17 protein-coding genes and 1 tRNA gene are annotated in these 15,192 nt (G+C 28.9%); all 18 read left to right on the top strand.

Annotation, left to right across the window (positions count from 1 at the left end; genetic code table 4):
- Positions 1–128 precede the first annotated feature (128 nt).
- The 18 genes from ACI2WZ_RS01655 (at position 129) to ACI2WZ_RS01740 (ending at position 15,162) form a co-directional block, all read left to right on the top strand.
- Positions 129–2,147, top strand: a complete 2,019-nt coding sequence (locus ACI2WZ_RS01655; RefSeq protein ID WP_500245045.1) for an ABC transporter ATP-binding protein — start codon at positions 129–131, stop codon at positions 2,145–2,147.
- Positions 2,148–2,186: 39 nt separating this feature from the next.
- Complete coding sequence (gene trmFO, locus ACI2WZ_RS01660) at positions 2,187–3,512, top strand: methylenetetrahydrofolate--tRNA-(uracil(54)-C(5))-methyltransferase (FADH(2)-oxidizing) TrmFO (RefSeq protein WP_500245046.1); 1,326 nt, start codon at positions 2,187–2,189, stop codon at positions 3,510–3,512.
- Positions 3,513–3,609: 97 nt separating this feature from the next.
- Positions 3,610–5,205, top strand: a complete 1,596-nt coding sequence (locus ACI2WZ_RS01665; protein ID WP_500245047.1) for a hypothetical protein — start codon at positions 3,610–3,612, stop codon at positions 5,203–5,205.
- Between the two features lie 52 nt (positions 5,206–5,257).
- A tRNA-Arg gene (locus ACI2WZ_RS01670) sits at positions 5,258–5,334 on the top strand.
- Positions 5,335–5,464: 130 nt separating this feature from the next.
- Positions 5,465–5,809, top strand: a complete 345-nt coding sequence (gene rpsP, locus ACI2WZ_RS01675) for a 30S ribosomal protein S16 (RefSeq protein ID WP_023789111.1) — start codon at positions 5,465–5,467, stop codon at positions 5,807–5,809.
- Positions 5,809–6,057: a hypothetical protein gene (locus tag ACI2WZ_RS01680; protein WP_500222818.1), complete on the top strand. Its 249-nt coding sequence runs from the start codon at positions 5,809–5,811 to the stop codon at positions 6,055–6,057. The genes rpsP and ACI2WZ_RS01680 overlap by 1 nt, the downstream gene beginning before the upstream one ends.
- The gene (gene rimM, locus ACI2WZ_RS01685; RefSeq protein ID WP_500245048.1) at positions 6,050–6,556 is read left to right on the top strand and encodes a ribosome maturation factor RimM; all 507 of its coding nucleotides are present in this window, start codon (positions 6,050–6,052) and stop codon (positions 6,554–6,556) included. Before ACI2WZ_RS01680 ends, rimM begins: the two co-directional genes overlap by 8 nt.
- The gene (trmD, locus tag ACI2WZ_RS01690; RefSeq protein ID WP_500245049.1) at positions 6,557–7,288 is read left to right on the top strand and encodes a tRNA (guanosine(37)-N1)-methyltransferase TrmD; all 732 of its coding nucleotides are present in this window, start codon (positions 6,557–6,559) and stop codon (positions 7,286–7,288) included.
- Positions 7,289–7,296: 8 nt separating this feature from the next.
- On the top strand, positions 7,297–7,698 hold the full coding sequence (rplS, locus tag ACI2WZ_RS01695; protein WP_051372151.1) for a 50S ribosomal protein L19: 402 nt from the start codon (positions 7,297–7,299) through the stop codon (positions 7,696–7,698).
- A gap of 101 nt (positions 7,699–7,799) precedes the next feature.
- The gene (locus ACI2WZ_RS01700; protein ID WP_500245050.1) at positions 7,800–8,549 is read left to right on the top strand and encodes a DUF3196 family protein; all 750 of its coding nucleotides are present in this window, start codon (positions 7,800–7,802) and stop codon (positions 8,547–8,549) included.
- Positions 8,550–8,558: 9 nt separating this feature from the next.
- Positions 8,559–8,906, top strand: coding sequence for a hypothetical protein (locus ACI2WZ_RS01705; RefSeq protein ID WP_023789117.1), 348 nt, complete (start codon positions 8,559–8,561; stop codon positions 8,904–8,906).
- 3 nt (positions 8,907–8,909) lie between these two features.
- Positions 8,910–10,202 (top strand): GTPase ObgE, encoded by a 1,293-nt coding sequence (gene obgE, locus ACI2WZ_RS01710; RefSeq protein WP_500245051.1) that lies wholly within the window; start codon positions 8,910–8,912, stop codon positions 10,200–10,202.
- A 3-nt stretch (positions 10,203–10,205) separates the two neighbouring features.
- Positions 10,206–10,940 (top strand): NAD(+) synthase, encoded by a 735-nt coding sequence (gene nadE / locus ACI2WZ_RS01715; RefSeq protein ID WP_500245052.1) that lies wholly within the window; start codon positions 10,206–10,208, stop codon positions 10,938–10,940.
- A gap of 85 nt (positions 10,941–11,025) precedes the next feature.
- On the top strand, positions 11,026–11,517 hold the full coding sequence (locus ACI2WZ_RS01720) for a hypothetical protein (protein ID WP_023789120.1): 492 nt from the start codon (positions 11,026–11,028) through the stop codon (positions 11,515–11,517).
- Positions 11,518–11,681: 164 nt separating this feature from the next.
- Entirely contained in the window at positions 11,682–11,945 is a 264-nt protein-coding gene (locus tag ACI2WZ_RS01725; RefSeq protein WP_023789121.1) for a TIGR04561 family membrane protein, read from the top strand.
- A gap of 30 nt (positions 11,946–11,975) precedes the next feature.
- Positions 11,976–13,568 carry an MSC_0882 family membrane protein gene (locus tag ACI2WZ_RS01730; protein WP_500245053.1) on the top strand — a complete coding sequence of 531 codons (1,593 nt, stop codon included), beginning with the start codon at positions 11,976–11,978 and terminating at the stop codon, positions 13,566–13,568.
- Complete coding sequence (hemW, locus tag ACI2WZ_RS01735; protein ID WP_500245054.1) at positions 13,553–14,659, top strand: radical SAM family heme chaperone HemW; 1,107 nt, start codon at positions 13,553–13,555, stop codon at positions 14,657–14,659. The genes ACI2WZ_RS01730 and hemW overlap by 16 nt, the downstream gene beginning before the upstream one ends.
- Complete coding sequence (locus ACI2WZ_RS01740) at positions 14,659–15,162, top strand: isochorismatase family protein (protein ID WP_500245055.1); 504 nt, start codon at positions 14,659–14,661, stop codon at positions 15,160–15,162. The genes hemW and ACI2WZ_RS01740 overlap by 1 nt, the downstream gene beginning before the upstream one ends.
- Positions 15,163–15,192 lie beyond the last annotated feature (30 nt).

Raw genomic sequence — 15,192 nt, forward strand, 5'->3', positions numbered from 1 at the left:
TATTTAATAATTGAAAAAAGAGATTTAAAATCTCTTTTTTTTATTTTTAATAAAAATTAATATTCAATTGTATTTTCTACAAATAGGTTCATAATAATTATTAAATATGAAAGAAAGCGGAGGTTCTTATGAATAATAATGATAACAATAGCTCGAACTCTCAATCTTTAGTTACTCAAAACCCTGATAAAACATCCTCAAACCCAACTTTTAAAACCAAAAGAAATAAAGGAAGTGGTAAAACATTTTTTGGAATAGTTTTTAATTATTTGAAAAGACACCCTTTAATTGCCTTTAGTTTGTTTATAATCACTGGATTGTCTGCTGTAACTACCGTTGTAGGACCAAAAATAATACAAAACATGATGGCTTGCCTTATGATTCCTGCTATCGTTGCTAGTCGCATTGGTAGTGGAAGTATTGATGAAAATGGTTTAAATTCTATTTTAGAAAAAAATAATGAAAACTCATTAAGTGTATACTATAGAGGTAATGGATACGAAAATTCTCAATTATTAGATTCAAAGAATTATTACACAGACTTTTTTGGATTACAACTTGGTTGACAAGAATGAATTTACTTTCAGTTAGCACTTTTTGTAGCATTAGGACTATTTACTTTTATTTCCAATTTTATTGCTGGTATTATGGGTAAAAATATAGAAATAGAACTAAGAAATAAAGCACTTGAAAAACTTGTTAAACAAGATATGAGTTATTATTCTGATAAAAAAATAGGAGAAATTCTTACAAAAATAGTCTCAGATACACAAATTATTGGTGACCAAGCGCAACAAGTTCCTGTTACATTGTTATCAGCTATATTTACATTTTTTGGTTCTCTTGGAATGTTATTAACAATAGATTTAAAATTAACAGGAATTTTAGTAGCATTGATGTTAATAATATTAATAACAATGTTTTCAACTTTTGGAATAGTAAAAAAACTTATGTTTAAAGTTCGAGACTCTATAACAAATATAAATGGTGATGTTACAGATAGAATTGCAACTATTAGACTAATAAAAGCTTCAGGTACTGAAGTTTATGAAACTGAAAGATTTAAGAGAATTCACAATGATTATTATAAAAAATCTTTTAGTCTTATCTCTATGCAGTCTACTATTATTACTGTTATGATTGCTGGTATTTCTTCAATCCAAATGGTTGTTGTAATCTCGGCGGCATTATTATACAATGACCAAACGCAATTGCTTTCAATTATACTTTCATCATTTATAAGTGGTGTTGGTACAATGGTTGGTCCTATTATGCAACTAGCTAGAGTTACTGCTGGGGTTGTGCAAGCATCGACAGCTTCGTTCAGAATTGATGAAATTATTAGATCTAAATCTATATTAGATCCACATTATGAACCAGAAGAAGGTATGCAAATAGATAAAATTAGTGGAGACATTATTTTACAAGATGTTGAATTTAGATATCCAGAAAAACCAGATAAAATCATATTACCAAAGTTCACATTCAAATTTGAACATGGAAAGAGTTATGCTTTTGTTGGGGAAACAGGAAGTGGTAAATCCACAATATCTAAACTATTGTTAAGATTTTACGACCCTAGTGAAGGTAAGGTTTTAATAAACAATAATATAGATTTAAAAGAAGTTAAACTTTCTACTTACTTAGATAAAGTTGGTTATGTTGAACAAGAACCACAAATATTATTTGGAACTGTTCTAGACAATATCAAATATGGAAATTTCAATGCAACTGAAGAGGAAGCTATTGAAGCATCTAAAAAGGCGGAATTACATGAGTTAGTAATGACTTGACCAGACGGTTATAACACTATTTTAGGTGAACGAGGGTTTATGTTATCTGGTGGTCAAAAACAACGTTTAGTAATTGCTAGAATGATTTTAAAAGATCCAGAGTTATTAATTTTAGATGAGGCAACAAGTGCCCTAGATAATATTGTTGAAAAAGAAATACAAAATGAACTAGATAAACTTATGAAAAATAGAACAACCGTATCAATCGCTCATAGGTTAAGTACTATAAAAAATTGCGACCAAATAATTGTTTTAGCCAGAGATGTAGGAGTTGTACAAATAGGTACATTCAACGAGCTAAAAACTAAAGAAGGACACTTCAAAAAACTTTACGAAGCTGGATTAATGGAATAAAAATGGCTATGCCATTTTTTTATTTGCTATAATTAAGTAATGAAAAAGAGAATTAATATTATTGGTGCTGGTCTTGCGGGTTGTGAAGCTGCTTGACAACTAGCAAAAAGAGAAATTGACGTAAGATTATTTGAAATAAAAAGAGTGCAAAAAAATCCAGTGCAAAAACTCGATTCTTTTGCAGAGCTTGTTTGTTCGAATACACTTAGATCATTAGATAATAAGAATGCTGTTGGTACTTTAAAAGAAGAAATGAAACTATTTGACTCATTGATATTAGAAGCGGCTTATTATGCTCAAATACCAGCTGGAGGAAGTCTTGCTGTTGACAGAGAAAAGTTTTCAAACTATATAACAAATAAACTAGAATCAAATAAATATATCGAAATACTGGATGAGGAAAAAGTCACTTTGGATGATGATGAGATAACATTAATTGCATCCGGACCACTAACTACCGATAACCTCCAGAATGAAATTATAAAGTTACTTGGTAAAGAGTATTTTTATTTTTATGATGCAGTTGCTCCGATAATAAAAAAAGATACTATAAATATGGACATTTGTTTTAGAAAAAATCGTTATGATAAAGGAGAAACGGAAGATTATATAAACTGTCCGATGTCTGAAGAAGAATATAAAAAATTTCATGATGAGTTGGTAAATGCTCAGTTGGCTGAAAAGCACTTAGATAAAGAAAAGAATTTAAAGTTTTTTGAAGGGTGTATGCCAGTCGAAGTTATGGCAAAAAGAGGTTTCAACACTCTTAGATTTGGTCCTCTAAAGCCAGCGGGATTGAGTAATATCGATGGGAGCAAAAATTTTGCAGTTGTGCAATTAAGACAGGATAATGCAAAAGATGATTTGTATAATATGGTAGGATTTCAAACTAATTTAACTTGAAAAGAACAGAAAAGAGTTTTTCAACTAATTCCAGGCTTGGAAAAAGCTGAATTTGTTCGTTACGGAGTTATGCATTTAAATAATTTTATTAACTCTCCTGCATTACTGAATAACTACAATCAATTGAAAACTAATAAAAATATATTCTTTGCAGGACAAATTACAGGGGTTGAGGGATATGTAGAGTCTTGTAGTAGTGGCATTATAGCTGCAATTAATATTTATAAAATGATTAATGATGAACCGCTTTGTTCCTTCCCGAAAGATACAGTTATGGGTGCTTTACAAAACTATATAATAACAACTAGTGAAAAAAACTTTCAACCTATGAAAGCAAACTGAAGTTTAGTCGAAAATATGGTGATTGATAATAAACTTAAAAAAGAGGAAAAGAGAGAATTATACTCACAAAGAGCAATTTCTAGTATGAAAGAATTTATAAAGAAAAATAATATTTTGTAAATTTGGGTAATAATTTCATTTATTAGTTTATTTATACAAAATAATTGTATTGAACACAACTTTGGTCTAAAATTATCAAGTCTATTTAGAGGTGAAAATGAAAAATTTTGAAAAGGAAAGTTTGTTTTGATATGGTTTGCATATCATTGCAAAGAATAACGCAGAATTAAAATATTATATTGTTACACAAAAAGACTTAATATCTAGTTTATATCCTTTAACATATTTTGGAGTCATACAATATACCCTTTATAGAGGTATAAAAATCAGTGAAATTCCATTAGAAGAAACTAAGGAATATGCTGAATATATTATTGAAAATATTGAAAAATTACATAAAGTAAGATATAGATTTGTTAAAGAAAAACCGAAAAAATTAGTAATTAAAGATGAAGAAACTGAAAATTTAGTTTATGAACTGATTTCAGGTCTACTTTTACCTTATATCAATAACTATTGTTTTAGAAAACCAAAAGATTTGATTAAAATATCAAAAGCCTATGTAAGAGAAGCTTTGTTTAATTATGAATACGACATTAATCATGAATCTGATGATGGAAAACTTAAGACTAGTGCATTATATCCATTTTTGTTTACATTGAATCTAATAAAAAATGGTGAAAAACAAGGATTATTTCAAAGAGTCCATAAATATTACCAAAGAGATAATTTGATTAGAAAATATAAATCTGGCAGAGACTGAAAACCAAAAGAAGTTGAATATCTTCAAGAAACAATTGAATTGATTGAAAATGATGAAGAGTGAAGTTTATTTTTAAGTAATTTTACAGCATCTAAATGAGATGATTTTGATATGAAAGAGCGTTTCAAAGCACTTTTTCAGTTAACTAAGGTTACAACAATTTTAATGAAAGATGAAATAACAGCTGTTACAATGCTTTCGGATGGTGGAGAGGTATTTGAGATGCTAGAAAATTATTTACCTTACTTTTTATACTTAGACAAAATTCAAGCAAACAACAAAATATTGGATGACTATACATCAGAATCTAAAGCTGTATTATCACCGTTTTCTCATCAACATATGAACTACAAAATTTTGAAAACATACATTAGATCAAAGGGAACAAGACATATACAAGTAGATTTCAATAAATTAGTTACAATTCACGAAATTGTTTGATATGTTTTTTCTGAAATTAGAACAATGCTTTTGGTTCATGAGTATTTACCTAAAGTTATTGATAATCATGTTCAACAGAAACGAAAGCTTTATGTCGAAATCTTAGAATTATTTACAGAGGTTAAGGAAAATAAATTTAAAGAAAGAATAAGCTTTGAAAATATGAATGAAGGGACATTCTTTATGAGCGAGGATGAATTGATCGAAGCCTCACAAATTGAATTTGATAACTCTAAACAATTACAAGAAAATGTTCTTTTGCATAAACTTGGAAAAGTATTAACATTTTTATTATCAATCGAACCAGAAACTGCAAGATCTTTTGATTACAATTTGGAAGAATTGATAAAGTATGTCATTATACTTTTTGGACCACATCCATTAGGACACACTGTACAAACAACTACTCTAATTGAAAATATCTTTGCAAATTTCAAAAAACTATGTTTAAATTATGAAGGTGAAAAATCAAATAGTGATGATTTAACTTTGAAGTTTCAATCATCACTTGAATTACCACTAAAATTATTAAATTGAAAAAAAGACTAAAAAAGATAGCAAAAATAACTTTCTTTTGTTATTATATTTTTGTCTTGTTGATGCCCACGTAGCTCAGTAGGATAGAGCATGCGCCTTCTAAGCGTAGGGTCAGAAGTTCGAATCTTCTCGTGGGCGCCATTATGAATTCAAAACACCTTTGGTGTTTTTTTTGTTTTCAAATAAAATACTTTGTTAAGTAAAAATACTTGACAACCTAATTTATTAATATATTATTATTAATGTATTTATATAGAGTAAGGAGGAACTTATGGTAAAACTAAGATTAAAAAGAGCTGGTAAAAAAAGAGCTGCTTTTTACAGAATTGTAGCCTCAGATTCACGTGTTAAACGTGATGGTGAATACATCGAGTTAATAGGAACTTACAACCCAATAAATGGTGTTGTAGATCTTAAAAAAGAAGTAGCACTAAAATGAATGCAACAAGGAGCACAACCAACCGATACTGTTAGAAACATTCTTTCAAAAGAAGGTGTAATGACAGACTTGCACAATGCAAAATTGGAACAAAAGAAAGCTGCACCAAAAAAAGAAAAAGTTGCTAAAAAAACAGTGGCTAAAACTAAAGTAGCTAAAAAAGACGAGAGTAAATAATGAAAATTGTATACGAGATCTTGAATGATTTTATTTCGGATCTTTTACCCAAAGATATTATCTATATTCTAAAAGAGAAAATTGAAACTAAGAAAACCTACGAATTCATTTTAGTTATCGAAGATAAAATTGAAATGAATTTAAGAGAAACTATTTTGGGAATAATTAAATCTTTACAAGATTCGATGAATCTGAATCTCTCGATTCAAGAGAAAAAAGTTGAAATTGAGGTCGAGTTTTATGAGTAACCTTGAAGAAAAACTAATTAGTGTTGGAAAAGTTATTTCAACACATGGTATTAAAGGTGAACTTAAGATATGAATTAATAGTGACTTATCAATAAAGAAGGATTTACTCAATAAAAAGATTTTCTTGAAAGATAAGTCAAATAGTATTGAAGTTTATTGTGTTGAAAAGTTTTATATTTCAAATAACAAGCATATTTTAAAATTAAAAGACATCAACAATATCAATACGGCATTAACTTATAAAGACTGAGAAGTTTACTTTTTAAAAGAAGATGATTTATTTGAACTATATACTTCATTGATAGATTTTCATGTACTATTTGAAAATAGTAATTATGGAAAAGTTATTGATGTTATGTATAATGGAGCACAGGATTTGGTTAAAGTTTTGAATAATGATAATCAATCTATATGAGTTCCTTGTGTAGACAGGTTTGTCGAAAAAGTTGATTACGAGTCAAAAACAATTACTTTGAAGAATATAACGGAGCTTATCTAAATGAAGTTTTCAATAATAACCTTATTTCCCAATTTGATTAAATCTTATATATCTGAATCTATTATAAAAAGAGCTTTAGATAAAACAAAGATAGAGATTGAAGTAGTTGATTTAAGAAATTACACAAACTATAATCACAATCAAGTAGATGACTATCAATTTGGTGGTGGAAAAGGTATGGTTTTAATGGTGGAACCAGTTGTGAATGCGATTGAAGCTTGTAAAACCGAGGATTCGTTAGTAATTTTAACAAGCCCTCAAGGTAAAACTTGGAAACAAGAATTTGCTAGAAACTATATAGAAAAGCATAAACATCTAATAATAGTTTGTGGGCATTACGAAGGTTTTGATGAACGAGTTCTTGACTACGTTGATATAGAAGTTTCTATAGGAGATTATGTATTAACTGGTGGAGAACTAGCTAGTCTTGTATTGATTGATTCAATATCTCGAGTGGTTCCGGGTGTTATTTCTGAAGAGTCACACATTAATGATAGTTTTGAAAATAATCTATTGGATCATCCAGTTTATACTAAACCCGTGGATTTTAGGGGCAAAAAAGTCCCAGATGTACTGCTTAGCGGCCATCATGCAAACATTCAAAAGTTTCGTCAAGAAGGCAGATTAAGAAATACTTATATTAAACGACCAGACCTATTAAAGGATGAAAATTTATCAAAAACAGATATCGAATTTATCGATAATCTAAAAAATACGAAAGGAGAAAATTAGTTATGAACATGTTATCAAAAAACACAAAATCTTTAATTGATGAACAATTAAACTCTAATTTACCAGAATTCACATCTGGTGACACAATAAGAGTTAATGTAAAAATTAAAGAAGGTGAAAAGTATCGTATTCAAGCATTTGAAGGTGTTGTAATTAAAACTCAAGGAAGTGGAATATCTTTCTCAGTTTGTGTAAGAAAAAACTCTAACGGTGTTTTTGTGGAAAGAACTTTTCCAGTTCATTCACCAATTATTGATTCTATAGACGTTTTAAAACGTGGACGTGTGAGAAGAGCAAGAATTTACTATATAAGAAAATTATCAGGAAAAGCTGCTCGTATTAAAGAAGTTGTTACTTCTAAAACAAAAGATGCTGCATTAAAAAACTCTATGAAAAAAGCAGTTAAGTAATTAACTATAAAAACCATGATAAATGGTTTTTTCTTTTTTAAGTATGTTATTTCTTAATCGATATTAGTATTGTATAATATGTTGTGTTAGTAGGTGGTTTGATGAGTGCAAATTTTTACGATAATCTAATTTTAATGATTGAACAGAATATCAAGAACAGAGATTTTGAGAAAGCACTGGAATTAATAAAAGAAGAACTAAGTGTACCCTACATACCTAGCGATATAGAAAGTAAATTGCAAAACTATTTGAAAGATCTTGAGAGCGAACTATCTTCAAATCTAAATAACGATGGTTCTATTTGAACATTAAATAAAATATCTTCTGTAATGAAGCAAGTATTAGACCAAGAAATTCAATTACTAGCTTTCGACGCTTTGCGTAGTTTTAATGCAAGAATGATACTGCCTGATATTAAAGATTATTTAGTTTCTGACCTTGTTAAGGATGAGTTCAAAACTTTTCTAATTTTGGTTTTATTAGAACAAAAACTAGATGTAGATTTAGTTGTAAAAAAAGGTGCTAAGTCATTTAATATAAACCCCGCTACTTTTGATGTTTCAAAATTTAATCAGGTTATCAACGAGGTTGATATAAAATTAAATAATTTGGTTTATGATAAAAATCCAACACTATATAATATTTGTAAACATATTGCAGAATCATATCTTTACAGTATATTTCCCAACTTTGAATTTGAAGGTTATGGAATCAATGAAATTTTGGTGTGTGTAATTATGACTGCAAAAAATTCATTAGGAATAAATAACGAATTAAGAGATTTCGAAAATATTGATTACAATTATGAAAAAGCAATGATATTATTAAACGAGTTTGATAATTTATTTTAGGAGAAAAACATGAAAAAAACAACATTTAACGAAGAAGACTTCATAAAGTTTCACGACACAAAAAATATAATGATGCAATTATTTGGAATAACTTGTTCGGTTTGTGGAATCGATGAAATAGGATATGTGGCATCAAATTCACCAAAATCATTGGGGGATTTAGCTTTTGACGCTTTAGAAAATAATCCAAGCATTTCTGATGAAGAACTAGATAAACTGATGGAAGATCCAATAGAAGCATGACAAGAAGTTGATGATTACAATGCATCTATTGGGATGCCAACTTTTGCTTGCGATAATTGTTATCAACAATTAATAGATGGAGAGATACAAATTTCTTCAATTGAAGAGGAATAAAGAATGAAGTTTGTAGATTTAGCTTATTTTAATATCAAATCTGGAAAAGGTGGCGATGGTGCCGTCTCTTTTCGTCATGAATTATATGTTGCAAACGGAGGACCAAACGGTGGTGATGGTGGAAAAGGTGGAGATGTGATTTTTGTTGCAGATGAAGGAAAGTCTTCACTTTTAGATTTGAAATTGCAAAAGTATTATATTGCTGAAGATGGTTACAAGGGTGATATTAAAAATATGCATGGGAAAAATGGTAAAGATATAGTAGTTAGAGTTCCGGTTGGAACTGTTTTGTTCAATGCAGATACAAACGAAATAATAGCAGACTTCGACCATAACGAACAAAGACAAGTATTAGCTTTAGGTGGAAAGGGTGGCCGTGGAAATGCAAGATTTGCTAACTCACGTAATAAAGCACCAACAATTTTTGAAGCCGGTGACCCAGGAGTTAATATAAATATCAAAGCAGAATTAAAAGTCTTAGCAGATGTTGGTTTTGTTGGCTTACCAAATGCTGGTAAATCAACGTTGCTTAGAGCAATTTCAAACTCCCGACCACAAGTAGCTGATTATCCATTTACAACATTGAACCCACAACTAGGGGTTACAAGAGATAAAAAAGGTAGAACCTTCACAGTGGCTGATTTACCAGGTCTTATCGAAGGCGCTAGTCTTGGTAAAGGGTTAGGTCATGAATTTTTGAGACATATTGAAAGATGTAAAATTATTTGTCATGTTATTGATATGTCTGGTAATTATGTTTCTGAAGATGTCATAAAAAATTACGAATTGATAAAAAAGGAGCTTCTAAATTACAACCTAAATCTTGAAAAGAGACCTGAGATCATAGTTGCAAACAAAATGGATATTGAAGAAGCTGAAATCAATCTACTTTATTTCAAAGAAAAGTATAAAGATAAAACTATAATTGAAGTTTCGGGTTTGAATAAGTATAATATCGATAAATTATTAATGGAAATCGGTTCTTTGTTAGAAGTTGTGAAAGATGAACCCTTGTGGTTAATTCCCGATGAAAAAAAAGCTGACTTTAAACTTTATACTTTTGAAGGAGATACCAAAGACGTTAAGGTTAAAAACTTAGGTAATGGAAAATGAATGATTGAAGGTGAAGATGTTTATAAAATATACCAAAAAACTCCTATCTCCACTCACGATAATTTATTATTATTCAATGAAAAGTTAAAGCGTATCGGGGCCTATGATTTACTCAGAGAAAAAGGCGCTAAAAAAGGTGACTTGGTTAAAATTTATGATATTGAATTAGAATGGATGGATTAAATTATGTATTTAGAAAAATATTTAAATGAAGTAGTAGATTGACTTAGAATGACCGTTAGAAATACAGGAGTTTCTGGCTTAGTTGTTGGAATTAGCGGTGGTATAGATAGTGCAGTTGTTGCAGCATTAGCTAAAAAAGCTTTTCCAGATAACTATTTGACAGTGTGAATGCCATGTAATTCATCGGTGTTGGATGAAAATTGTAAAAATGAGTTGATAGAAAAACTCGACCTAAATTGTATAGATGTAAATTTGACAAATACTTTTGAGACTATCAAATTAGCTCTTAATGCTAGTGGGGTTGAACAAAGTAATTTAGCATTAGCAAATTCAAAAGCAAGACTAAGAATGACAACACTTTATTCAATAGCACAAACCAAAAATTATTTGGTTCTAGGTACTGATAATGCCGATGAATGACATATAGGTTACTTCACTAAATTCGGAGATGGTGGGGTTGATTTGTTACCAATAATTCATCTTTTGAAGAGGGAAGTTAAGGAAGCTGCTAAAATATTAGGAGTTCCAGAAAGTATAATAAACAGAGCTCCAACAGCTAGTTTATGAGAAAATCAAACAGATGAAGAAGAAATAGGCTTTGGTTATGATTTAATAGACGATTATTTACTTGGCAAACCTGTTCCGATGGATGTTGAGGAACGAATAAAATATCTACATAAAATATCTAGTCATAAGAGAACTAGTGCACCCGTTCCTCCAACTTTAAAACGACCTTAATTGTGCGTAACAAAATATATTTTGGTAAATTGATAGACTAAATTATATTTTTATTAGATAATAAAACATATGAGGAGAATTATATATGACAGAAACCCAAGCAAATGAAATTAGCAAGTATATCGACAGTTTACCTGACGAAACAGCTGATAAAATGTTTGAAGAATTAATTGCTGGAATGAGTTTGTACTTTGCAGTCGTTTTATTCGGAGAAGAAATAGAAAATGTTTATGAAAAACTAAAAGAAAGCGGTAGCTCTTTAGAAGATATCGCAAAAGAAGTTAAAGCTAATGAAGTTGGCGAAGATGAAATTTATGCAGCATTAATGGGAGCATTAGAGGATGAAAATAATGCAGAGGACTTCGCAGAAGATTGTGTTGAATCAATCGCATTTAATCCTGAATATCCAGAAGAAATAATTAATAAATTAAAAGAGTTAGAAATAGAAGCATCAGACTTTTCAGCTAACTTAATCGTTACTTTTAAAGATCAATTCATTGATTTCTTTGTTAATGACCTAGACGTTATTGAATGAAAAAACGATATTATTGATGCATTAGTAGCTAGTTGAGAATAAAAAATTTCCATATTTATGGAATTTTTTTATTTAATGTTGATAACTTTGAAAACTATTTTTTTTGATAGAATTTATAGAAATATGAACTTCAATTATGTTAATATTTTATTGATTGTAGATAGGGTAGTTTGCAATTATGGGCTTTAATATAAAGGTGATCGTATATGTGATTAGCTAGCAGTACTGTTTTTAAAGTATTAAATTTCGAAGTTCAATTATGGGTTATTTTGTTAATTTTCGCTATAATTGGTTTAACTTCTTTAATTTTATATATTTTCGTTTTATTGAAAAAAAATAGAAAGTATTTATACGAAAAAACTGAAGTAACCGCTAAGGATTTTAAAAGATTAGAAAAGTTTGAACAACTAAGAAATGACTTTGAAATTGAGTTGGCTAAAATAAAAAAATATATGAAATCTCAAAAATAATTTATTACAGCTCATAAAAGGGGGTTTTTTATGAGTTTATTCAATGTTTTTAAATCTACTGTAGACAAAGAAAGTAAGAACCAACATAATAATGTTGGTGCTTTTGACGTTAATTCAAATAATGGATATGGATTTAATCAAAACATTCAACAAATTAATAACTCAACGCCTCAGTTTAATAGCACTTTTAATAATGAACTTGCTAATTACCAAAATGGCCTTGTAAATCAAAAAAATATGACCGATGGTTATTATTTACCAAGAAATAACACTTTGAGAGAAAAAGAAGTTGACACATATAATAAACAGTTCAATGCATCGCAACAATATGCAAATGTCAACCAAATGACACCTCCAAGCAACTACCAAAATGCTAATATACAGAATCTAAATTACGAACCTTATAACTACTACCAACCAAGACAAGATGTTTATGGAGGTCAAATACCACCAAGACCAGTTGAAGAAAACTATAACTTTTATAATAATGAAGCAAGCATTTTACAAAAAAATGATTACATTCCAAATAATTATGCTCAAAATGTACCTTATCAAAATAGATATGCTCAAGATGATATCTACCATAATCAATTACAACCTAATTTAATTTATGGTGCTCAACCCCAATTTCAACCTAATTTTCCTGAACAAATAAGATACGATAGTCAACATTATGCAGCCAATAATATGAATTATGGTTATAAAGAATTCACAAATAATAGACAATTTTATAACCAAAATAATCAATACGGATATAATCAAAATTATAACAATAACATGCAACCCTCAAATAACTATAATCAGTACAATGATTTAAGTTATAAAGCAAGAATGAAAAAAGCTAACATCATACCAGCGGCAATTGGCCGTGAAATAAGAAGTGAGAAGCTACGAATCTTTGCTTTATTTTTATTAGGAACTATTGGCATAATTGTCACATCATTTATGTTAGCTATTTATTACAAAACAATTGGTGTAAAAGACTCAAAATGACTTGGATTTAACTATGAAAAAGTTATGTATCCGTTCTTTTCGATTTTTTTTCTTATCATATCGATATGTTTCTTTGGTATCAGTACATCTGATTACACTCTGCTTCATTCTAATGTCAAAAAATATGAACAGGGATTACTTTATGGAATCGAAAAAGTGCCTTATTTTATAACTAGAAATTATCGTTCTTTATTATCAAGAAGTATTTATATTAATTGAATTGCATTCTCAACTTATATTTGTGGTTCAATAAGTTTGGGTATTTTATACGGTTTCCAAGCTATGCATGATAGTGATAAGCCATTACATTTCTTTTTCTGGGAAATCGGTAAAGTTACAAAATCATTTTCATCAGATATCACTGTTAATATAATTGTTTTATTGGTAATGCTATCTGCACATATTTTGAATATAATCACATCAAGATCTAGAAAGAATAATATTATTTCATATTATGGATATGAAATAATTCCACAACAAGAAATAACTAAAATCAAAAAAAGAGCTAATAGAAGATGCTTAATTATATTTTGTGTTACAATGGCTTTAATATTATTTGTAATTGTTATTCCTTGATTGATATTTAGAAAGAAAAAAGGGTTATCACTTAAACCATGAGCAGCAAAATAGAAAATAGACAAATTGAAAGCTTATATGTTCATATACCATTTTGTGAACATATTTGCTTTTTTTGTGATTTTGTAAAGGTTATTAAACCAAAAGAGGAAAAGGCGATTTTTAATTACTTAGAGAATTTAGAATCTGAAATAAATAGTTATGGCGAGAAACTAAAATTTATTAAAACCATCTATATTGGTGGTGGAACACCAAGTTGCTTAAACGAGGAGCAAACAATTAAGTTATGTGAGATATTAAAACCACTTGTCAAAGAGACTGAATTTGAATATACTATTGAGATTAACCCTGAATCCCTAACAGAATCGAAACTAGAGATTTATAAGAACTATCATATAAATCGTCTAAGTATAGGAGTTCAAACATTTGACAATAAGTTATTAAAAAAAATAGGTAGAATCCACGATAATAAAATGGCGATAGAAAAGTTTAAGTTAGCAAGAAGTTTTGGCTTTAGCAATATTAGTATTGATTTGATGTACAACTTATTTGATCAAACGAAAGAACATATTGAAAATGATTTAAACTATATTGAATCTTTAAGACCAGAACATATATCTTGGTATTCATTGATAATGAAAGAAGATTCAGCATGAGGAAAAAAACAACTTAAATTACCAGACAATGATGAATTATTTGACGATATTGTTAATGAAGGTTTAGTTAAATTAGGTTATAAAAGATATGAGATTTCTAATTACGCATTAAATGGAGCATATTCTAAACACAATACAAGCTATTGAAATAACTCCCTTTTTGTTGGTGTTGGAGTAGGTGCTACGGGTTTTGAACAAATTGATGGCGATTATTATTTAACTTCCAATAAGGGGAAAGTAGATAAGTATTCCAAAAACTATGAAAAACTTACCACCGAAGATTATTATTTTCAAATCCTAATGATGGGTTTAAGAATGATTGACGGCATTGATATTACTGTTAGCAAAAACATTGATGCTTATAATCATTTTTATGATTTAATACAAAAGAAAATAAAAGAAAATCTTTTAGAAATTGTAGATAACAAATTAAGATGCACAACGAAAGGATTTAATATTTTAAACGAGATATTAATAGATTTTTTATAATGAAAAAAGTATTGCTTGTAGTAGATTATCAATTTGATTTCGCTGATCCTAACGGAAAATTATATGTTGATGGTGGTGAAACTTTAAAAAAAGGAATTTTAGAAAGAATAGCAGATTACAAATCTTCCAACGATTACATTGTTTTTTCAGGTGACTTCCATCCAAATAATCATGTATCTTTTGATTTATGAGGTAAGCATTGTTTGGTCGACCAAAATGGTTCAAACTTTTATGTTGATGCTAGTGATGCAGACTTGATAATTAAAAAAGGGACTGATCGTTTCTCGGATAGTTATTCCGCTTTTTATGTTTCTGAAAATGTTGAATCAACTTTGAATGATTGACTTATTGAAAGAAATATAAACTTCATAGAAATTTGTGGTTTGGCGCTCGATGTTTGTGTTAAAGAAACATATTTAGATGCGAAAAAGTTCGGATATAATTCAATAGTTAATGAGAACTTATGTAAACCCTTAGATAAAAATTTCAAATTTATTCCATAAAAATATTGTTAATATATCTGTAAAGTCACG

The sequence above is a fragment of the Spiroplasma endosymbiont of Megachile willughbiella genome, assembly GCF_964273395.1.
Lineage (GTDB): Bacteria > Bacillota_I > Bacilli_A > Mycoplasmatales > Mycoplasmataceae > Spiroplasma_A > Spiroplasma_A apis.